The organism is Pseudomonas sp. Ost2 (assembly GCF_018326065.1).
Classification (GTDB): Bacteria; Pseudomonadota; Gammaproteobacteria; order Pseudomonadales; family Pseudomonadaceae; genus Aquipseudomonas; species Aquipseudomonas gingeri.
Window position 1 is genome coordinate 5,546,620 of the sequence record NZ_AP021904.1, and the last position, 20,625, is coordinate 5,567,244.

Here is a 20,625-nt window from a genome sequence, read left to right on the forward strand (position 1 = left end):
GTTGGGCTAGGCGATATGTCGCCAGTCGAGCCCTGAATCTTGATCGGCCAGTTGCAGCCAGTCCGGGTCGCACCCGAGGGTGTCGACAAAACATTGCCGGGCCAGCTGCGGCAGGTTGTTCTTGCTGCTCAGGTGGGCCAGCACCAGGTGTTGCAGGTCTTGCCAGCCCAACTCGGCCACCAGGCTTGCGGCCTGGTGGTTGTTCAGATGTCCCAGTTCACCACCGACCCGCTGCTTGAGGAAGGTCGGGTAATGCCCCCGCGCCAGGCGGTCCCGGCAATGATTGGCCTCGACCATCAACGCATCGAGGCCACTGTAGCTGTCCATGACGCTTGCACAATACGATCCCAGGTCGGTCAGCAGGCCGAAACGCCGCTGGCCGTCGTCGAACACATACTGCGTCGGCTCCAGGGCGTCGTGGGCCACGGCAACCACGTCAATGGCCAGCGCGCCGACCTGCAACCGCTCGCCGCCCGCCACGAAACCCGCGGGCTCGATGGGCTTGCGCATCCCGCGCAAGGTCCCGCGACTGAGATACACCGGTAGATTGTAGCGCCGAGACAGCAAACCCACGCCATGCACGTGGTCGGCATGTTCGTGGGTCACCAGGATCGCGCTCAGTTGCGCCGGACTCATGTCCAGGCGTGCCAGGCGCCGCTCGGTTTCACGCAGAGAGAAACCACAGTCGACCAGCACGCAGGTATCGCCACTGGCTATCAGCGTGCCGTTCCCCTGGCTACCACTGCCGAGAACGGCAAAACGCATGGCAATCAGCCCAGGTTGTCTTGAATCACGCCCAACACCTTGCGCGCGACATCGGCCGGCGCCACGGTGTTGATGTCCTTCTCGACAGTCACCTGCACGTTGTCGCCGACCTTGCTCAGGCGAACCTGGTAACGCTCGGCACGGGCTTCGATTTCTTCCTTGGCCGGCTTGCTGCCGAAGAGTTTGCCGAAGAAGCCAGGCTCTTCGTTTTTCTTCTCGGCTTTTTCCGCCAGGTTGATGTAGTACAGGCCCAGGCTGCGGTTGATGTCTTCAACGCGCCATTCGCCCTGCTCCAGCGCGCGGCCGACGCTCGACCAGGCACGGTCGAGGTCTTCGCCGACGTTGAGCACCGGGTTGCCGCTGCCGTCCTGGCTCAGGCTGACACGGCTCGGGGTGTCGAAATCGCGGGCCGCCAGCAGGGACACCGAACCGCCCTTCTCGGCGCTGCGGCTCATGCTGGACAGCATTTCGTCGATCAGGATCGAGTCGCGACCGATATTGACCGAACGCGCGGTGAAGTCGACGTTCGCGGTGCTGCCAGCCGGACGCTCGGCGCTGACGACGTAGATTTCGCTGCTGTTGCGCTGCACGCCCGGCTCGACACGAACCCGTACGCGCGCTTCGGTATCGGCGGAGTTGCCGGTGCCCAGGCGCTTGGCCATGTTCGCGGAGAGCTCGCTGGCAGGCTGCCAGGCCGTGGTGAATTCACCGGTCTGCGGACGCTGGGAGTCGATACGGAAGCCGTTGTCCTGGAAGAACTGCATGGCCACCGGCCAGACCTCGGCCGGGGCGTGCTGGCCCATGATCCAGCTCGAGTCGCCGCTTTTCTGCAAGGTGTAGTCGCTGGCACTGGCCGCGGCCTGCAACGGCTGCGGACGCGGGACTTCGTACTCGCCCTTGACGGTTTCGGTGGCGACGTTGCGTGGAATCGGCAACAGCGGGTCAAGACGTTTGCTGGTGGTGACATCCGGCGGCAACTGCATGGCTGGCGTCTGTTGCGCCTCCAGGTAATCGCTGCCGCGGTCACGGAAGTAACCTTCCGGGCCCCAGATCCAGCCACAACCGCTGGTGCTGGAGATAATCAAGGCAAGTGCGGAAAGTCCGGCCAATCGCTTCATGCGGTGTATTTCCTCAATTAAACCAGGACGCCGGACTGGCGCATGGCCTGCCGCAGCGGTTCGTGACTCGGGGTGCTGAGCCAGGTGAGCGGCAGACGGATACCGTCCGGCATCAGGCCCATCTCATGCAGCGCCCATTTCACGGGGATAGGGTTGGATTCGATGAACAGAGTCTTGTTCAGCGGCATCAGTTTCTGGTGGATCGCCCGGGCGGTGACGGCATCGCCGCGCATCGCGGCGGCACACAGCTCGCTCATGTCACGCGGGGCGACGTTGGCGGTCACCGAGATGTTGCCCTTGCCGCCGAGCAGGATCAGCTCGACCGCGGTGGCGTCATCGCCGGAATAGACCAGGAAGTCGCTGCTCACGCCGGCCAGGATCGCCTTGGCACGGTCCAGGTCGCCGGTGGCTTCCTTGATCCCGATGATGTTCGGCACGGTCGACAGGCGGATCACGGTCTCGGCCTGCATGTCGCAAGCGGTACGGCCCGGCACGTTGTAGAGGATCTGCGGGATATCGACGGCTTCGGCGATGGTGCGGAAATGCTGGTACAGGCCTTCCTGGGTCGGCTTGTTGTAGTACGGGGTCACCAGCAGGCAGGCGTCGGCGCCGGCGGTTTTCGCGTTGGTGGTCAGTTCGATCGCTTCACGCGTCGAGTTGGCGCCCGTGCCGGCGATCACCGGGATGCGCCCCGCCACCTGGTCGACCACGCGACGAATCACTTCGATGTGTTCGTGTACGTCAAGGGTAGCCGACTCACCTGTGGTGCCGACCGCGACAATGGCGTTGGTGCCGTTTTGCAGGTGGAAGTCCACCAGTTTGCTCAGGCTGTCCCAGTCAAGACGACCCTGTGCATCCATGGGTGTGACCAGTGCCACCATACTGCCCGCAATCATGCAACCGCTCCTGCCGGAAAAAGAGAGCGGTAATGGTACTGGCGCCATCAGCCTTGTACAAGCGAAGTACTCGCCATGAGCATTCCCCTTGGCGCTGCTTTTCGCTACCCTTCAGACTTTGATCGGTACTGAGTCAGTCACGTGCCGGGTTCCAGCCTCCCTTTTCGCTGCCCGAAACCCGATCCAGCCTTGCCATTGCCCGCTCTCGCCCGTGCCTGAGCCCGGCGCAAGCGTTCGATCCGCGGCCAGGTCAATGATCGGCGAACACCAGAACCCGACCCGCGACGCCCCTGTCGTACCGACCGCTCATCGCTTTAGGAATGCTGCATGTCCACCCCCACAGTCCGCGAACAATTCCTTGTCATCAGTGCCCTCGGCGCCAACCCCATGGAGCTGACCAACGTCCTGTGCCGCGCCAGCCATGAAAATCGCTGCGCCGTCGTGACCTCACGCCTGACCCGCCACGGCGAGTACAGTGCGCTGGTCCTGCAGATTTCCGGCAGCTGGGATGCCCTGGCCCGCCTCGAAGCCGGCCTGCCGAACCTGGCGAAGAAGCATGCCTTCATCGTCAGCGTGGTCCGCAGCGGCGCCCTGGAAAGCCGTCCCCAGGCACTGCCGTACGTCGCCTATGTCAGTTCGGCCTACCGCTCGGACATCATCAACGAGCTGTGCCAGTTCTTCATCGACCACAACGTCGAGCTGGAGAACCTCACCTGCGATACCTACCTGGCACCGCAGACCGGCGGCACCATGCTCAATGCCACCTTTACCGTGACCCTGCCGGCCGGCGTGCAGATCAGCTGGTTGCGCGACCAGTTCCTGGATTTCGCCGACGCGATGAACCTCGACGCGCTGATCGAACCGTGGCGCCCACAAAACCCCATGTAAGGAGCCAGCATGGCCGTTGTCATCAATGAAGCCGTAACCGATTTCCAGGCCCCGGCCACCAACGGGCAGACCGTCAGCCTCGCCGATCTCAAGGGCAAGCAGGTGGTGATCTACTTCTATCCGAAGGACAGCACCCCCGGCTGCACCACCGAAGGCCAGGGTTTTCGTGACCAGTACGCCGCGTTCCAGGCCGCCAACACCGAGATCTTCGGTGTTTCGCGCGACAGCCTGAAGTCCCACGAGAACTTCAAGGGCAAGCAGGAGTTTCCGTTCGAGCTGATCAGCGACAAGGACGAAGCCATCTGCCAGCTGTTCGACGTGATCAAGCTGAAGAAGCTGTATGGCAAGGAATACCTGGGCGTCGACCGCAGCACGTTCCTGATCGATGCGAAAGGTGTGTTGCGCCAGGAATGGCGTGGCGTGAAGGTGCCGGGCCATGTGGATGCGGTGCTGGCCGCGGCACAGGCGCTGAACAAGGCCTGAAGTACGCCCTACCCTTTAGGAGTCGGGCGTGTGTGGGAGCGGGCTTGCCCGCGAAGAGGCCCCTGAGACCGCTGAAGAGCTTCGCGGGCAAGCCCGCTCCCACAAAAGGGGCCTCCCACCAGGCTCAGCGCCTACGCCCCTCCCCCTGAAACCCCCGCCCTACAGCAGCGGCGCCACCATCGGTTCCTTGCGCGGCCAGGCATCGAGCACCGCCTTGAACAGGGTCGCCAGGGGGATCGCGAAGAACACACCCCAGAAGCCCCACAACCCGCCAAACAGCAGGACTGCGCAGATAATCGCCACCGGGTGCAGGTTCACCGCCTCGGAGAACAGCAGCGGCACCAGCACGTTGCCATCCAGGGTCTGGATGATCCCGTAGACCGCCATCAGGTAGATGAACTGGTCGCTCCAGCCCCACTGGAACAGCGCGATCAGCATCACCGGCACCGTCACCACCACCGCGCCGACATAGGGCACGACCACCGACAGGCCCACCAGCAAGGCCAGCAGGGCGGCGTAGTTGAGTCCCAGGGCGACAAAGGCGACATAGGTCACCCCGCCACAGATGATGATCTCGATCACCTTGCCGCGGATGTAGTTGGCGATCTGCCGGTTCATTTCCTCCGCCACCCGGGTGATCAGCGCCCGCTCGCGGGGCAGGTAGCCACGGACCCAGTCGCGGATGGTCGCCCGGTCCTTGAGGAAGAAGAACACCAGGATCGGCACCAGCACCAGGTAGATCATGATATTGACCAGCAACGGCAGGCTGGACAGGGAAAACGTCAGCGCCCACTGGCCAAACTTGCCGATTTCCCCGCGCGCCACTTCGATCGCCTGCAGCACCTGCTCGTCGGACACCAGGTGCGGATAGCGCTCGGGCAGCAACAGCAGCAACGACTGCCACTTGGCCAACATCCCCGGCAGTTCGTTGAACAGGGTGATCAACTGGTGCCAGAGCAGCGGCACCACCACCAGCATGAACAGCAGCAGGCCGCCCATGAACAGCGCGAACACCAGGCCAACCGCCGCCGCGCCCGGCAGGCGCATGCGCTCCAGGCCGAACACCAGCCCCTGCATCAGGTAGGCGAGGACCATCCCGGCCAATACCGGGGCAAGCATCTTGCCGAGGGTCAGCACGGCAGTGAACGCCAGGAACAACAGGACCGCCAATACCACCGCTTCCTCATCGGAGAAATAGCGCTGGATCCAGTCTCGTAACACCTTGAACATCAATATTCCTTAAAAAATCGACGACGACGCTGAGACTGCGCCATCAGGCCTTGCGCAGCCAGTAACGATAGACCCCGGCCTCTTCCTCTTCACGCAACAGCGCATGCCCGGCGAGTCTGGCGAAGGTGCGGAAGTCGCGCTGCGAGCCGGCGTCGGTGGCGATGACCTTGAGCACGGCGCCGCTGGCCAGGCGATTGAGCTCCAGCTTGGCCTTGAGCAACGGCAGCGGGCAATTCAGGCCGCTGGCGTCCAGCTCGGCGTCATACTCTACAGCGTCGGTCATTGCTTCACTCCTGGCGGCGCGCCGGGTCGGTTGTTCGAGCCGTCTAGGATACCCCAAGCGGTGCCACCTCTGGTCGTCTGCGTGGTGTGCGGCTACAGTAAGGGCTTTGCCGAACTAGAGCCCTGTGCATGACTTTTCTGCGCCCCACCCTGTTGACGCTCGCCTGCCTGCTCGCCTCCCCCGGCTTCGCCGACGACCTGCCGTCACTCGGTGATGCCAGTTCCTCCATCGTCTCGCCCCAGCAGGAGTATCAACTGGGCCGCGCCTGGCTGAGCCTCCTGCGCAGCCAGGTCAAGCAACTGAACGACCCGCAGCTCAAGGACTACGTGGAAACCACGGTCTACAAGCTGGTGGAAACCAGCCAGGTGCAGGACCGGCGCCTGGAATTCATCCTGATCGACAGCAACCAGCTCAACGCCTTCGCCGCCCCCGGCGGGATCATCGGGATCAACGGCGGCCTGTTCCTCAATGCCCAGACCGAAGGCGAATATGCCTCGGTACTGGCCCACGAACTCGCGCACTTGTCCCAGCGCCACTTCGCCCGTGGCGTGGAAGCCCAGCAACGCATGCAACTGCCGATGATGGCGGCGCTGCTCACCGGGATCATCGTGGCCGCCGCCGGTGGTGGCGACGCGGGCATCGCGACCATTGCCGGGACCCAGGCCGCCGCCTTCCAGGAGAAACAGCGCTTCTCCCGGCAGAATGAACAGGAAGCCGACCGCATCGGCATTCTCAACCTGGAGAAGGCCGGCTACGACCCGCGCAACATGCCGACCATGTTCGAACGCCTGATGCGCATCTACCGCTTCGATGCCAAGCCGCCGGAATTCCTCCTGACCCACCCGGTCACCGAATCGCGGATCGCCGACACCCGCAACCGTGCCGAACAGGCCAAGCCCGGCGGCATCGAGGACAGCCTGCGTTATCAACTGATCCGCGCCCGCGTGATGCTCTCGTACGAGGACTCGCCGGGACTGGCGGCCAAGCGTTTCCGCGCCCAGCTGGACGAAAACCCCAAGTCCGATATTGCCCGTTACGGCCTGGCCATCGCGCAGATCAAGGGCAGCCAGTTGAATGAAGCCCGGGAGAACCTCAAGCCGCTGCTGGCCAAGTCCCCCAACGAGGTCATCTACAACCTGGCGCAGATCGAGCTTGATATCAGCAGCGGCCACTTGCCCGATGCCGTGGCACGCACCGACCGCATGCTGGCGCTGTTTCCGGGCAACTACCCGCTGAGACAGGTCAAGGTCGATCTGCTGGTCAAGCAGAACAAGCCGGCCGACGCGGAGAAGATCCTGGTGGACATGCTCAAGACCCGCTCGGAGGATCCGGATATCTGGTACCAGATCGCCGAAACCCGCGGCCAGGCCGGCAATATCATCGGCCTGCACCAGGCTCGGGCCGAGTATTTCGCCCTGGTCGGCGACTTCAAGCAGGCGATCCAGCAGTTGGACTTCGCCAAGCGCCGCGCGCCGAACTTCCAGCTGGCCTCGCGCATCGATGCACGGCAGAAAGAGATGATCGACCAGGAACGCATGGTCAAGGACATGATGGGCGGCTAGCGTCCCGCTCCACAGGTGACGCAGAGCGTCACGGGCCGCATTCCCACGCGGAGCGTGGGAACGATCAGCCAGTTATCAGGCGTTGCCGCTCAGCTTCAGGCGCGCGGCCTGGGTGAAATCCAGCATGCGCTTGAGCGGACGAACCGCGCGGGGAACGATCGAAGGATCGACGAAGATCTCGTTGCTGCCCTCGCGCAGGCACTGCAAGGTGCGCTCGAGGGTGTTCATGGCCATCCACGGGCAATGCGCGCAACTGCGGCACGCCGCGCCATTGCCGGCGGTCGGCGCTTCGACAAAGACCTTGTCCGGGCACAACTGCTGCATCTTGTAGAAGATGCCGCGGTCGGTGGCGACGATAAAGGTCTTGTTCGGCAAGGTCTGCGCGGCCTTGATCAACTGGCTGGTGGAACCGACCGCATCGGCGAGGTCGATCACCGACTCGGGGGATTCGGGGTGCACCAGGATCGCCGCATCGGGATACAGCGCCTTCATGTCTTCCAGCTGCTTGGACTTGAATTCCTCGTGGACGATGCAGGCACCGTCCCACAGCAGCATGTCGGCGCCGGTCTGCTTCTGGATATAGCGTCCCAGGTGCTTGTCCGGTGCCCAGATGATCTTTTCGCCGTTATCCATCAGGCTTTCGACGATTTCCAGGGCGCAGCTGGAGGTCACCACCCAGTCGGCACGCGCCTTGACCGCCGCCGAGGTGTTGGCATACACCACCACCGTGCGCTCCGGGTGCTGGTCGCAGAAGGCGGAAAACTCGTCCACCGGGCAACCCAGGTCCAGCGAGCAGGTCGCTTCCAGGGTCGGCATCAGGATGCGCTTTTCCGGGGTGAGGATCTTCGCCGTCTCGCCCATGAACCGCACGCCCGCTACCAGCACGGTCTTGGCCGGGTGGGCAGCACCGAAACGGGCCATCTCCAGGGAGTCGGACACGCAGCCGCCGGTTTCTTCGGCCAGGGCCTGAATCACCGGATCACAGTAGAAGTGGGCCACCAGCACCGCGTCCTGAGCCTTGAGCTCGGCGGCGATCTCGGCACGGAGGGTCGCCTCCTGCTCGGCACTCAAGGGTTTGGGCTGCTTGGCGTCGAGATGGGCTTGAACCAGAAGGCGTTCGGAAATCTGCGTCATGTTCGCAAGACCTGCAAGCGCGTGAGCGCGAAAGTCGAGTATACCCCGGCCCCTGACTCTTTCCGAGGCAGGATATTTAGTTGTAGCGCGCGGCGACCGGGAAAGTGAATCCATCAGGCATGGAGTGCTTTTCAGCGCCGCAAGGCTACAGAATATCCAATGGATTCAAAAGATTATTCTGACCTTCGGACACGCGGGGGCAACTCGATGGATAATCCGCTCATTGACGAGACGTGGGACAGTAACCGATGACCGCTGATGACTACCTGGTAATGGACCGCACGGAGTGGGCTGGCCTGCGCGCCAACACGCCCCTGACGCTGTCGGAAGAGGACCTGTCGACCCTGCGCGGGGTGAACGAGGACATCTCCCTGGAGGACGTCGCCAACGTCTACCTGCCGCTGTCGCGGCTGATCAGCCTGCACGTCGGCGCGGCTCGCCATCTGGCCGGGATCAAGGACACCTTCCTCGGCCGGGCCAGCCCGCGGGGACCGTACATCATTGCCATCGCCGGTAGCGTCGCGGTGGGCAAGAGCACCTTTGCCCGGGTCCTGCAGGCGCTGATGGCGCGCTGGCCGGACCATCCGAACGTGGCCCTGGTGACCACCGACGGCTTCCTCTACCCCAACAGCAAGCTGGTGGCCGACGGCATCATGCACCGCAAGGGTTTTCCGGAAAGCTACGATCGCCGGCAGATGGTGAAATTCCTCGCCGACGTCAAGGCCGGCGAAGGCGAAGTCCGGGCGCCGATCTATTCCCACATCAGCTACGACATCGTGCCGGGCCAATACCAGACGGTGGATCGGCCGGACATCCTGATCTTCGAAGGGCTCAATGTCCTGCAGACGGACGGCACCGACGAACCCAAGCCGAGCACCATCGTCTCCGACTTCTTCGACTTCTCGATCTACCTCGACGCCGACGAACAGGATATCGAGCAGTGGTACGTTGATCGTTTCCTGTTGCTGCAGAAGACCGCGTTCCGCGCGCGCGGCGCGTACTTCCGCAAGCTGGCCGACCTGACGCCGGAGGAAGCACCGGATGCGGCGCGGCAGATCTGGCGGGATATCAACCGGGTCAATCTGCTGGAGAATATCCTGCCGACCCGCGAGCGGGCCGACCTGGTGGTGCGCAAGGGCACCCATCATTCGGTGAGCGAGATCTGGTTGCGGTGAAATGCTTGGGTGCTGTCAGAGTTTGAAGCGGGGAGCCACGCTCCCCGCTTCGTAACAACAAGACAGATACCCACAACGGTATTTACTGGAAGCCCATCGGTGAAACTTCAGCCCGCGCAAAGAGCGGGCATCGGGTCGAAACACCGACTGGCAGCAACGACCCGGCTACGGGGCCACACTGAACAGGTACTGCACGCCAAGATGCTTGACTGCCGGGCCGCCAAGCAGGCAAGCCCGCCAAAGCGGCGCTGGCCGGAGGAACGGCCGTAATGCTCAGCGTCCCTCCCACTTCAGGTCCGCTGGTGATCAGGAAACTGGCCACCAGGGGGCCCACCAGCGGAAATCCCGAGGGACCGGTATACTCGGCAGTGCCCGTCGCGTCGTTGTCCCAGAGAATGTTCATGTGAACCGAGTTGGGCTTCAACGTAAAAGCAAGACACGAGCTGCTGGAAAGCTCTCCGTCTATCGCGAGCCGGGCAGGTTGAATCTTCGTCCCGGCTATGTCTGTTGCGCATGATGTCGCTGACACGACACTGGCCTGTCCTTGAATAACCTGGGGGGTGGTGTTTGGCACAAGCCCAACGAGGCCGGGTGTAATTTTAAAATCGAGCGCTCCCGTACACGTCACGATCGCGGCCGAGGCCGGTACTGCGCACAAAAGGCTCAACAACAAGAAAATCGAGCCCAGTATTTTTTTAGCAATTGAGTTGAACATGATTTCGCTCCTGCGAATCGGACCTTCGATCGACATGATCGAAAGAATGGAAACAACTGCCTTTCCATCGCCTCCAAACTATCCCCGCCGCAAAAACGCTGCCTACTGTCATTTCTGACAGTTCGGACCAATGGCAATGTCGAACTGGCAACCGACCAACGGTCAGCAGAACTGTCATTTCTGACAGTAGTCGCCGCACCGCTTCAGGTTCAGGCTGTGCCAGAGGCATGGAGCCTGGAGAGAGCATCATGAACGCCCTGATGTCCCCCGACCCGGGCAGGCTGGCCATCGACTGGCTGGTCAACGAGGGTCGCCTGAAACTCACCGATGTCGACCGCGCCCAGCAGTTGCAGGACGCCAGCGCACGGCACGATTCGACCGAACTGCTGGCGCGCCTGGGCCTGGTGTCGGAGCAGGACCTCGCCCTGGCCTGGTCGACCCTGCTCGATACCCCCCTGCTGACCCTGGCGGATGCGCCCGAACTGCTGGAGGAGCCGCCCGAACTGGCGCCGCGCTTTCTCAAGGAGCATTGCCTGGTGCCGCTGTCCGCCGCCGGCAGCGAGTTGCATGTACTGATCGCCAACCCGAACCAGGCCGATGCCCTGCATGCGCTGGAATATGCCTGCCAATGCCCGGTGCGCCTGTCCATCGGCCAGCGCGGCGACATCGAGCAACTGATCGAGCGTTACTACGGCCGGGGCCGCAGCGCGATGGGCACCCTGATCGAGAACCTGGAAGAAGATCCCGGCAACCAGAAAACCGATATCGAGCACCTCAAGGACCTCGCGTCCGAAGCCCCGGTGATCCGCCTGGTCAACCTGCTGCTGCAACGGGCCGTCGAACAACGGGCCTCGGACATTCATATCGAGCCGTTCGAGAACCAGCTCAACGTCCGCTACCGGGTCGACGGTGTGCTCCATCTGGCCGAGGCACCGCCCGTCAGCTCCTCGGCGGCGGTGATCTCGCGCATCAAGATCATGGCGCGACTGGATATCGCCGAGCGCCGCCTGCCCCAGGACGGCCGCATCATGCTCCGCGTGCAGGGCAAGGAACTGGACCTGCGGGTCTCCACCGTGCCCACCGGTTTCGGCGAGTCGGTGGTGATGCGCCTGCTCGACCGCCAGACCGTGACCTTCGACTTCCAGAGCCTGGGCTTCGACGGCGCACGCCTGGATGCCCTGCTGAACGTGCTCGAACGGCCCCACGGCATCCTGCTGGTCACCGGCCCCACCGGTTCGGGCAAGACCACCACCCTGTACACCGCCCTGGCCCGGCTGAACACCTCCGAGCGCAAGATCATCACCGTCGAGGACCCGGTCGAATACCAGCTGGAGGGGATCAATCAGATCCAGGTCAAGCCGGGCATCGGCCTGGATTTCGCCGGGGTGCTGCGCGCCATCGTGCGCCAGGACCCGGACGTGATCATGATCGGCGAGATGCGTGACCTGGAAACCTGCCGGATCGCCATCCAGTCCTCGCTGACCGGCCACCTGGTGCTTTCCACCCTGCACACCAACAGCGCCGCCGCCAGCATCACCCGCCTGCTGGACATGGGCGTCGAAAGCTACCTGATCGCCTCGACGGTGAACGGCATTCTCGCCCAGCGCCTGGTGCGCCGGCTGGCCCCCGAATGGCGGGAAAGCTTCGAGGCCCCGCCGGAGCTGATCGCCGAACATCAACTGGAGCGTTTTACCGACGAACGCCCGATCCGCCTCTACCGTCCCCGCGCGGACGCCCCCGGCGGCGGTTATCGCGGACGCAGCGCCCTCAGCGAGTTGCTGGTGATGAACGACGCCCTGCGCTCGCTGCTCATGCGCCACGCCGACGCCACGACACTGGAACAGGCGGCCCGCGCCGGCGGCCTGCGAACCCTGTACGAGGATGGCCTGCGCCAGGCCCTGGCGGGTATCACCAGCCTGGAAGAAGTCCTGCGCGTCACCCATGGCGATTAAGCATGGAACACTATCGCTATCGCGCCCTTGACCCGAGCGGCAGCCCACTCGACGGTGCACTCGACGCCGAGGATCACGACGAGGCCGCCAGTCAGTTGCAGGAGCGCGGCCTGCTGGTCCTGCAACTCGAACCGGCGTCGAGCGGCAGCGTGGCCGCGGGGTCCTGGTTCAATCGTCCACCCCTGGCGGGCGACGAACTGGAGCGTTTCACCCAGCAACTCGCCACGCTCCTCGACGCCGGCCAGCCGCTGGAGCGGGCCCTCGAGACCCTGGTCCGTCAGCCGGGCAAACCCCAGGCACGCCGCCTGCTCGAACGGATCCGCGACCGGGTCAAGGGCGGCCAGCCGCTGTCGGCGGCCATGGCCGTCGAAGGCCCGTCCTTTTCGCCGCTGTACCTCAGCCTGGTACGTGCCGGGGAAGCCGGCGGGGCACTGGGCGATACCCTCGGGCAACTGGCGGCCTACCTGGAACGGACCCAGAAAGTCCGTGGCGAAGTGATCAACGCGCTGATCTATCCGGCCTTCCTGCTGGTCGGCGTGCTGGGTTCGCTGGTCCTGCTGCTGGCCTATGTGGTGCCGCAGTTCGTACCGATCTTCAGCGGCCTGGGCGTGCCCGTCCCGCTGATCACCGAGGCGATCCTCGCCCTCGGCCAGTTCCTCGGCGACTACATCCTCTATCTGCTCGGGGCCATGGCCCTGCTGTTCGCCTGGCTGGGGCGACACCTGCGCACAGCCCGAGGGCGCCTGCGGCGGGACCGCCTGATGCTCCGCGCGCGGGTCGTCGGGCCGTTGCTGCTGCGCCTGGAAACCGCGCGACTGGCGCACACCCTGGGCACGCTGTTGAGCCAGGGTGTCGCCCTGATCAGCGCGTTCGATATCGCCCGCCAGGTCTGCCGCAACCAGGTACTGCGCGATGCGGTGGAACAGACCATCGTCAAGGTCAAGGACGGTAGCCGGTTGTCGGTCGCCATGGAGGCGACCGCGACCTTCCCGGAACTGGCGATCCAGATGATCCAGGTCGGCGAGGAATCGGGACAGCTGGACCGGATGCTGCTCAAGGTCGCGAGCATCTTCGACGCCGAGGCCAAGCGCCATATCGATCGCCTGCTCGCCGCCCTGGTGCCTACCCTGACGCTGGTGATGGCAGCGCTGGTGGGCGTGATCATGCTGGCCATCATGCTGCCGTTGATGAGCCTGACCAATAACCTCTGAGGGACGTCCACCATGGGTCGCGATCGTTCGCTGCGTCACCGCCACCAAGGCTTCACCCTGCTGGAAATGCTCGCGGTGATCGTGCTGCTGGGCGTGATCGCAACCATCGTCGTGCGCCAGGTCGGCGCCAATGTCGACAAGGGCAAGTACGGCGCGGGCAAGGCCCAACTGGCCAGCCTGTCGATGAAGATCGAAGGTTATGCCCTGGATGTCGGCACCCCGCCCAGGGACCTCCTCGACCTGACGAGCGCGCCGGCCAACGTCCGCAACTGGAACGGCCCCTACGCCAAACCCAGCGACCTGCTGGACCCCTATGGCCACTCGTTCGGCTATCGCGCGCCTGGTGCCCATGGCCCCTTCGACCTGGTCTTCTTCGGCAAGGACGGGCAGCCCGGCGGCGACGGCTACAACGCCGACCAGGGTAACTGGGAATAGCCATGAACGACCTGGGCGCCACACGGGGCTTCACCCTGCTGGAGATGCTGGTGGTGATCCTGATCATCGCCATCGGGGCCAGCCTGCTGGCCCACAGTGTCGCCGGTGGCCTGGGAAACGCCCGTGAACGCCAGGCCAAGCGCGAGCTGAGCCTGGCCCTGCGCAATGTCCGCAGCCACGCCGTACTGAGCGGACAGCCGGCCACCCTGCACTTCGACCTGCTGCGCGGCAGCTACCGGATGGATGACCAGACCGAGCACTTTCTGCCCGAGGGCATGCACCTGCGCCTGACCACCGCCGCCGACCTGTCGTCATCCCGCGAGGGGGCGATCGAGTTCTATCCGGACGGCGGCTCCAGTGGCGGCAATGTCTATCTGCAGCGCGGTCCGAACAGCTGGCGGGTGGACGTCGCCTGGTTGACCGGCAAAGTCAGTTGGCAGGACGGGGCACAGCCATGAAAGCACCTGCCCAGGGCGGTTTCACCTTGCTGGAAATGCTTGCGGCCGTGGTCCTGCTGAGTGTCGGCTTCGCCGTTTATCTCAACGCCATGGGCACCACCGGCCGGGCCTTGCTGCGCGACGAGCAGAGCACCCGCATGGCGCTGCTGGCCAGGACCCTGTTCGACGACCGCAGCCGGGGGCTGCTCAAGCCGGGGCATTGGCAAGGCAGCCTGGCGCAGGTGCAATGGCAACTGATCGCTACCGCACAACCCGGCACACCGCCGACCGACCTCTATCGACTGGAACTGGTGCTGGAACAGGGCTCCCGGCAGGAGCGCTTCGTCACCTGGCGTGCCCAGGGGCGGACAACGGGAGCACGGCCATGACAGCACGGTCGCGCGGCTTCACCCTGCTGGAAGTGCTGATCGCCCTGAGCCTGCTCGGGCTGCTGATGGTGTTGATCGCATCGGCACTGACCGCCAGCAACCGCACGCAAGACTTCGGCGAACGCTATTCCAGCCGTCTCGACGAGATCCGTTCGGCCCAGTTTTTTCTCCGCAGCTCGGTACAACAGGCCTATCCGGCGGTGTTTCAGCGCGATGCGCAGAACAACGACCGGGTATTCGAGGGCGAGCACGAACAGATGCGCTTTGTCGCCCCGCTGCCGCCACGGCTGGCAGGAGGCCTGCCGTTGCAGGTGTTCTCGGCGGTTGAAAACCGGCGCGGGTCAAGGGACCTGCAAGTGGCATTCTTCCAGATCGACCAGCAGGGCCTGCATCCCTGGGGGGAGCCACAGGTCCTGCTGCGCGACCTGGATCACTGGCAATTGAGCTACCGCGGCCTGGACGACAACGGTTCCTCTACCGACTGGCTGCCCCGCTGGCCCTGGCCGGAGCGCCTGCCGCTGGCCCTGCGCATCGACTTGCAGGCCGCCGGCCCGATCGCCTGGCCGCCCCTGGTGGTCGTTATCCGCATGAACCTGGGCAGCAATGACGCCCAGGCCGCGCGATGAACCGCGCACGCGGGGCCGCTCTGGTCCTGGCGCTCTGGGCCCTGGCGCTGCTGAGCCTGATGATGGCCGTGGTGGTCGGCACCCTGCGCCTGGAAAATCGCCAGAGCGCCTATGCCTTGCAGCACACCCGCGCCCTGCTCGCCGCCGAGTCCGGCCTGGCAATGGTGGTACAGGACCTGTCGAGTAAAACGCCCGGCATGATCGCCGACGGCCGCCTGTATCGCCTGACGATCGAAGAGGCGCAGGTGAGCGTCGAACTGCACGGCGAACGCGGCAAGCTGGACCTGAACCAGGTCAGCGTCGAGGACTTCACCCGGGTCGTGCGTTACCTGGGCGCCAGTCCCGACCAGGGCAGGCGGCTGGCCCGGGAACTGCTGGCTCGGCGCAATGGCGGCACGCCGATAAGAAGCCTCGAGGAACTGCAACTGTTCGCTGCCATGGATCGTCGGCTGTATGCGCAACTGGCCCCGAACCTGACGCTGTGGACCGGCCTGGCCCAGCCCGACCCGAGTCTTGCCACCGAACCCTTGCGAGCCGCCCTCAAGCTGGCATCTCCCGTGCTCGCAGGCACCGCCGGACCGATCTACAGCGCCCGGATACAAGCCGCGGTGACTGCGACGACCTCGGCAAACCTGAACGTGACATTCCTGCTCAACCCACAGGCCGAGGGCACGCAACGCTATCGCGTGCTGCGGTGGCAGGAATGAAGGCCCTCGACAGCCGCCGGCTCGGCACCCTGCTGGAGACCACCCGCCAGCTCTCGCAACAGTGGCACGCCTCGCGCCTGCCGGTGTTCCTGCGCTGGTGGCAACGGGAACTGCTGGGCTGCCTGCCCCGGCGCTGGCGCGAGCGCCTGGCGTCAGCCAACCAGGAACGGCTGCTGCACTGGCACGCCGGGGGGCTGCCCCAGGCGTGCGCTGCCGATGAGCCGCCGGGAAATCGACGCCAGGTCCTGCTGCTACCCTGCGCACAGGTCCTCCTCGCCCGTGTGCAACTGCCCCAGGCAGCGGCCACGCAAGTTGAAGCGGCGCTGGCCTTCGAGATGGACAAGTACACACCGTTCAAGGCCGCCCAGGTCTATTTCGATACGGTTCGCGATCCCCCCGCGGAACGTGCCCGGCCCATGTTCGGACTGACCCTGGTGGTCGCCCTGCGCGAGCGGATCGACACGCTCCTGGACGAGGCGGCGCGAACCGGCTTGCGCATCGATGCAATCGACGTGCTGGATCGCGGCGGCTCGCGCTTGCATGTCAACCTGCTGCCGCCCCACCGCCGCCCCCAGACCCGTCACCCGACCCGGCGACTGCAACTCGGGCTGGCCCTGCTCGGCGCCGGTCTGTCGCTGGTCGCCATGCTGCTGTGGGTGCATAACCGCCAGTCGGCCCTGGACACCATGACCGCCGAGGTCAACGCACTGCGCAACGACACCGGGCAGATCCAGGCATTGCGCCGGCAACTCGATGAACTGCTCGACACCGGGTGCTATGTGCAGACACAGAAAGCCCTGTCGCTGTCCAGGACCGTCCTGTTGCAGGAACTGACCGCCTGCATACCCACCGACACCTGGCTGGAGCAGTTGAACATCGATACCCAGGGCACCCTGATCCTCAGCGCGCAAAGCAGCCAGGCCAGTGACCTGATCGCCAAGATGAAGGCCTGTACGCACCTGCAGGACCTGCAATTCCAGGGCGCGATCCAGGCCGACGCCAGCACCGGCCAGGACCGTCTCAACCTCACCGCGCGCCTGCGGCCCCGGGAGAAATGACATGCCGCCACGCCTGACCCGCCGTGAACAACGGGCCGCGGCCCTGATCCTGGCCATGCTCGGCCTGATCGCCGGCTATTTCATCGGCATCCATTGGTGGTTCACCGCGCCATTGCAATCGATCGGCGAGGAAATGACCACACTGCGCGCCCAGCATCAACGCTACCAGGCCCTGGAAGGCCAGCGCCCGCTATTGCAGGCGCAACTGGCCCAGGCCCGCAGCACACCGGCAAACAATGACAACCTGCTGCCGGACTCCGACGCCGGCGCCGCCACCGCGCAACTCATGCAACAGGTGGTTTCCAGGCTGCAGGCGCTGCCCCCGGAGAGCGGCGGTTGCACGATGAGCAATCGCATGCCGGTCGCCGTCGACGAGACCGCGCCCTATCGCCAGGTCAGGGTCAGTATCAACCTCGACTGTGCCATCGAGCCCCTCGTGACCTTGCTCCACGGACTGGAAAACGGCCAGGTTTCACTGTTCGTCGAAACCCTCGGTATTCGCAAGGACGCGGTCCAGGCTCCCGCAAGCTCTCACCGCCTGGCGGTGCAACTGCAAATCAGCGCCTACCTGAACAACCCACCGGGTAAAAGCGCACCCACCCGCAAAGGGGCGCCGGCCACATGAAGACCCCGGACAGACTCACGCTCTGGCTGGGCGTTTTCGTGACGTCGACAGCGGCCCTGTGCCTCGCCTTGTTCGAGGGACTGGGCGCGGGTGTCGAATGGTATCCCGAGCAGGTCCAGCCACCACCGGCAGCACCTCCAGCCAGCGTGGCGGTCGAGGCGCCGCCACCGCTGTCGTCCTATGCCGGCATCTGGGAGCGCTCGCTGTTCAACCGCGACCGCAAGCCCGACCCGGCGGCCCCGATCGCCACAGGCGAACACGATACACAGTCGCTGGCTGGCCTTTCGCTGAACGGCGTCGCCGTCTCCGCAGCCTTGCGCCGGGCGCTGTTCAAGACCCGCGAGGGCAAGAGCCTGAGCGTCGCGGAAGGCGAAACCCTACCCAATGGCTGGCGGGTCGAGCGGATCAGCGCGGAAAAAGTCTCGTTGAGCTTCAAGTCCACCGAGCAGGAGCTGAGCATCCCCGTTTTGAAATTGCCGGCCACCGCCGTGCACTGAGACCACCCCGGTGCCTGGCCCCTGGATGCCGGGCACCGCACAAGGATGAATCAATGTGATCGAACGCATCGCCCGTCCCTGTCTTATCGGTTTCATCCTGCTCTCGGGCTGCGTCTCGCCCGTGACCGACGAGGTGCATGACGACCTGCTGCTCCGTCAAGGCCTGGCCGGCACCGGCGAGGATCAGGCGCGCCAGGAGGCAACCACGCTGCCCGCCGCCGTCGCCCCGACGGCCACCCAGACGCCAGCCGCTTCCAGCTCGCCGATCATCCGCGGCAGCCAGAGCCTGGTGGCCCGTGACAGCTCCCCGGTGAAAGCCCGTCCGGCGCCCACGGACACCACCGGGACGATGTTCAACTTCGCCGGCGTGCCGATCCAGGCGGTGGTCAACACAATCCTCGGCGATGTGCTCAAGGAGAACTACAGCATCGGCCAGGGCGTGACAGGGGATGTGACCTTCTCGACCTCCAGGCCGGTGGGCAAGGCCCAGGCCTTCGCCATTCTCGAGACTCTGCTGTCCTGGACCAATAACGCGATCATCCGCCAGGGCGACCGTTATCTGGTCCTGCCGGCCAACCAGGCGGTCGCGGGCCAGCTCACGCCCCGGCAGTCCATTCCGGAACCGGGCAGTGGCCTGAGCGCGCGCTTTTTCGTGCTGGACTACATCTCGCCACTGGAAATGCAGAAGCTGCTCAAGCCGTTTGCCCGGGAAAATGCCTTCCTGGCCGTCGACACCTCGCGCAACGTGCTGGTGATGGCCGGCACCCCGGACGAATTGAACAATTACCAGCAGACCATCAACACCTTCGACGTCAACTGGCTCAAGGGCATGTCCATCGGGGTCTTTGGTCTCAAGCGCGCCAACGTGGGCCAATTGATGCCCGAGCTGGAGCGCCTGTTCGGTGCCCAGAGCGCGACCCCGCTGGCCGGGATGCTGCGTTTCCTGCCCATCGAGCGGACCAATGCGATTGTCGTCATCTCGCCGCAACCGGAGTACCTGAACGACGTCCGCCGCTGGATCGACACCATCGACCAGGGCGGCGGCGACGAACCGCAGATGTATGTGTATGACGTGCGCAACATGAAGGCCACCGACCTGGCCCGTTACCTGCGCCAGATCTACAGCGATGAGTCGGTCACCGAGGACGCCGCGGCCCAGGTCGCCCCGGGTCTGCGCACCGTGACCCTGACCAGCAACGGTTTCGGCAACGGACCGGGCAATGCCCCTGGCAACGGTTCCGCGGGCAACTGGGGCTTGCCCGGCAATACGGGTGGCACCCAGGGCCTGCCGCCGCCCATCAGCAGCAGCGCCGACACCCGGACCTCGCCGGACAGGGCCTCGGACGACCTGCAACTGGGCCCCCCTGGGCAAACGAATGGCGGCAGGGCCCCGGTCAATGCCAACAACCCGACGAACTCGGTGCGGATCACCGCGCAGAAAAGCAGCAACCAGTTGCTGGTGCGCAGCCGGCCGACCCAGTGGGCGGAAATCCAGTCGGCCATCCAGCGACTCGACAACCCGCCGATGCAGGTGCAGATCGAAACCCGGATACTCGAAGTCGGCCTCACCGGCTCGCTGAACCTGGGTGTGCAATGGTATCTCGGGCGCCTGGCTGGAAACTCGGCCACCAAGGGCATCGAGAACGCCTCCGGCAGCCAGGGCGCGCTGGGTCGAGGCGGCGCGGCGCTGGGCGCCACCGACTCACTGTTCTACTCGTTCGTCAGCAACAACCTGCAAGTCGCCCTGCACGCACTGGAAACCAACGGTAATACCCGCGTGCTGTCGGCGCCCTCGCTGGTGGTCATGAACAATCAACAGGCGCAGATCCAGGTGGGCGACAACATCCCGATCAACCAGACCACCATCAACACCAACACCACCACCATCAGTACCAGCTCGGTGCAATACATCCAGACCGGGGTGATCCTCGACGTGGTGCCCCGGATCAATCCGGGTGGCCTGGTGTACCTGGATATCCAGCAGCAGGTCAGCGACGCCAGCACCACCGTCGACGCCAACGGCAACCCGACCATCTCGACCCGCGCCGTCTCGACCCAGGTGGCGGTGCAAAGCGGCCAGACCGTTTTGCTCGGCGGCCTGATCAAGCAGAACGAAAACGGTACCGACAACAGCGTGCCGTACCTGGGACGGATCCCCGGCCTGCACTGGCTGTTCGGCAACACCCAGCGCCAGCGTGGCCGCTCGGAACTGATCGTGCTGATCACGCCCAGGGTGATCACCGGCAACAGCGAGGCACGGCAGATTACCGACGAATATCGCCAGCAGTTGCAATTGATGAAGCCGATCGAGGCCAGGCCCAGGACAGGCTCCCCGCCTTGAGTCGCGTCGGAATCTGACCATGTTGAGACGCGGTTCCTGTAACGCTGATCAACCCTGCCCTATACTTGCCAGCGATTCAGGCAACACCAATGGAATTG

Annotated in this window: 22 protein-coding genes; 15 read left to right on the forward strand and 7 right to left on the reverse strand. The window is 64.6% G+C overall.

Annotated features, from left to right (window positions below; translation table 11 throughout):
* Window positions 1-6: 6 nt before the first annotated feature.
* From KI243_RS24370 to dapA, 3 genes are read right to left on the reverse strand one after another with little or no spacing between them, the layout of a single operon-like run.
* A complete protein-coding gene (locus KI243_RS24370) occupies window positions 7-765 on the reverse strand; it encodes an MBL fold metallo-hydrolase (protein ID WP_177088626.1) in 759 nt (252 codons plus the stop codon).
* A gap of 5 nt (window positions 766-770) precedes the next feature.
* On the reverse strand, window positions 771-1,883 hold the full coding sequence (gene bamC, locus KI243_RS24375; RefSeq protein WP_177106859.1) for an outer membrane protein assembly factor BamC: 1,113 nt from the start codon (window positions 1,881-1,883) through the stop codon (window positions 771-773).
* Window positions 1,884-1,900: 17 nt separating this feature from the next.
* Window positions 1,901-2,779: a 4-hydroxy-tetrahydrodipicolinate synthase gene (dapA, locus tag KI243_RS24380; RefSeq protein WP_017124582.1), complete on the reverse strand. Its 879-nt coding sequence runs from the start codon at window positions 2,777-2,779 to the stop codon at window positions 1,901-1,903.
* A 327-nt stretch (window positions 2,780-3,106) separates the two neighbouring features.
* Here dapA and KI243_RS24385 point away from each other — a divergent pair, with 327 nt between their 5' ends.
* Both KI243_RS24385 and KI243_RS24390 read left to right on the forward strand, forming a co-directional pair.
* Window positions 3,107-3,667 (forward strand): glycine cleavage system protein R, encoded by a 561-nt coding sequence (locus KI243_RS24385; protein ID WP_017124583.1) that lies wholly within the window; start codon window positions 3,107-3,109, stop codon window positions 3,665-3,667.
* A 9-nt stretch (window positions 3,668-3,676) separates the two neighbouring features.
* Window positions 3,677-4,150 (forward strand): peroxiredoxin, encoded by a 474-nt coding sequence (locus KI243_RS24390; protein WP_212809992.1) that lies wholly within the window; start codon window positions 3,677-3,679, stop codon window positions 4,148-4,150.
* Between the two features lie 159 nt (window positions 4,151-4,309).
* Here the strand turns inward: KI243_RS24390 and KI243_RS24395 are convergent, their stop codons facing one another.
* Both KI243_RS24395 and KI243_RS24400 read right to left on the reverse strand, forming a co-directional pair.
* Window positions 4,310-5,380, reverse strand: coding sequence for an AI-2E family transporter (locus tag KI243_RS24395; protein WP_017124585.1), 1,071 nt, complete (start codon window positions 5,378-5,380; stop codon window positions 4,310-4,312).
* 43 nt (window positions 5,381-5,423) lie between these two features.
* Complete coding sequence (locus KI243_RS24400) at window positions 5,424-5,663, reverse strand: sulfurtransferase TusA family protein (RefSeq protein WP_017124586.1); 240 nt, start codon at window positions 5,661-5,663, stop codon at window positions 5,424-5,426.
* 128 nt (window positions 5,664-5,791) lie between these two features.
* On the opposite strand from KI243_RS24400, the gene KI243_RS24405 reads away from it, so the two are divergent.
* The gene (locus KI243_RS24405) at window positions 5,792-7,225 is read left to right on the forward strand and encodes a M48 family metalloprotease (protein ID WP_017124587.1); all 1,434 of its coding nucleotides are present in this window, start codon (window positions 5,792-5,794) and stop codon (window positions 7,223-7,225) included.
* A gap of 75 nt (window positions 7,226-7,300) precedes the next feature.
* Here KI243_RS24405 and nadA read toward each other — a convergent pair whose 3' ends face one another.
* A complete protein-coding gene (gene nadA, locus KI243_RS24410) occupies window positions 7,301-8,359 on the reverse strand; it encodes a quinolinate synthase NadA (protein WP_017124588.1) in 1,059 nt (352 codons plus the stop codon).
* A 248-nt stretch (window positions 8,360-8,607) separates the two neighbouring features.
* On the opposite strand from nadA, the gene coaA reads away from it, so the two are divergent.
* Window positions 8,608-9,534 (forward strand): type I pantothenate kinase, encoded by a 927-nt coding sequence (coaA, locus tag KI243_RS24415; RefSeq protein ID WP_017124589.1) that lies wholly within the window; start codon window positions 8,608-8,610, stop codon window positions 9,532-9,534.
* Window positions 9,535-9,616: 82 nt separating this feature from the next.
* Here the strand turns inward: coaA and KI243_RS24420 are convergent, their stop codons facing one another.
* Window positions 9,617-10,249: a hypothetical protein gene (locus tag KI243_RS24420; protein WP_244861771.1), complete on the reverse strand. Its 633-nt coding sequence runs from the start codon at window positions 10,247-10,249 to the stop codon at window positions 9,617-9,619.
* 260 nt (window positions 10,250-10,509) lie between these two features.
* Between KI243_RS24420 and gspE the strand changes: the two genes are divergently transcribed.
* Genes gspE through gspD form a run of 11 tightly spaced genes read left to right on the forward strand, consistent with a single transcriptional unit; the run spans window position 10,510 to window position 20,527 of the window.
* The gene (gspE, locus tag KI243_RS24425; RefSeq protein ID WP_244861913.1) at window positions 10,510-12,201 is read left to right on the forward strand and encodes a type II secretion system ATPase GspE; all 1,692 of its coding nucleotides are present in this window, start codon (window positions 10,510-10,512) and stop codon (window positions 12,199-12,201) included.
* A 2-nt stretch (window positions 12,202-12,203) separates the two neighbouring features.
* Window positions 12,204-13,412, forward strand: coding sequence for a type II secretion system inner membrane protein GspF (gspF, locus tag KI243_RS24430; protein ID WP_177088636.1), 1,209 nt, complete (start codon window positions 12,204-12,206; stop codon window positions 13,410-13,412).
* 12 nt (window positions 13,413-13,424) lie between these two features.
* Window positions 13,425-13,847, forward strand: a complete 423-nt coding sequence (gene gspG / locus KI243_RS24435) for a type II secretion system major pseudopilin GspG (RefSeq protein WP_017124592.1) — start codon at window positions 13,425-13,427, stop codon at window positions 13,845-13,847.
* A 2-nt stretch (window positions 13,848-13,849) separates the two neighbouring features.
* Window positions 13,850-14,305, forward strand: a complete 456-nt coding sequence (locus KI243_RS24440; protein WP_177088638.1) for a GspH/FimT family pseudopilin — start codon at window positions 13,850-13,852, stop codon at window positions 14,303-14,305.
* Window positions 14,302-14,673, forward strand: a complete 372-nt coding sequence (locus KI243_RS24445; RefSeq protein WP_017124594.1) for a type II secretion system protein — start codon at window positions 14,302-14,304, stop codon at window positions 14,671-14,673. The genes KI243_RS24440 and KI243_RS24445 overlap by 4 nt, the downstream gene beginning before the upstream one ends.
* Window positions 14,670-15,299, forward strand: a complete 630-nt coding sequence (locus KI243_RS24450; protein ID WP_212809994.1) for a prepilin-type N-terminal cleavage/methylation domain-containing protein — start codon at window positions 14,670-14,672, stop codon at window positions 15,297-15,299. The genes KI243_RS24445 and KI243_RS24450 overlap by 4 nt, the downstream gene beginning before the upstream one ends.
* The gene (locus KI243_RS24455; protein WP_177118573.1) at window positions 15,296-16,006 is read left to right on the forward strand and encodes a general secretion pathway protein GspK; all 711 of its coding nucleotides are present in this window, start codon (window positions 15,296-15,298) and stop codon (window positions 16,004-16,006) included. Before KI243_RS24450 ends, KI243_RS24455 begins: the two co-directional genes overlap by 4 nt.
* On the forward strand, window positions 16,003-17,064 hold the full coding sequence (locus tag KI243_RS24460; protein ID WP_212809995.1) for a PilN domain-containing protein: 1,062 nt from the start codon (window positions 16,003-16,005) through the stop codon (window positions 17,062-17,064). The genes KI243_RS24455 and KI243_RS24460 overlap by 4 nt, the downstream gene beginning before the upstream one ends.
* Before the next feature lies 1 nt (window position 17,065).
* Window positions 17,066-17,689, forward strand: a complete 624-nt coding sequence (gene gspM, locus KI243_RS24465; protein WP_017124598.1) for a type II secretion system protein GspM — start codon at window positions 17,066-17,068, stop codon at window positions 17,687-17,689.
* Window positions 17,686-18,186: a general secretion pathway protein GspN gene (locus KI243_RS24470; protein ID WP_212809996.1), complete on the forward strand. Its 501-nt coding sequence runs from the start codon at window positions 17,686-17,688 to the stop codon at window positions 18,184-18,186. The genes gspM and KI243_RS24470 overlap by 4 nt, the downstream gene beginning before the upstream one ends.
* A 55-nt stretch (window positions 18,187-18,241) precedes the next feature.
* On the forward strand, window positions 18,242-20,527 hold the full coding sequence (gene gspD / locus KI243_RS24475) for a type II secretion system secretin GspD (RefSeq protein ID WP_212809997.1): 2,286 nt from the start codon (window positions 18,242-18,244) through the stop codon (window positions 20,525-20,527).
* Window positions 20,528-20,625: the final 98 nt, after the last annotated feature.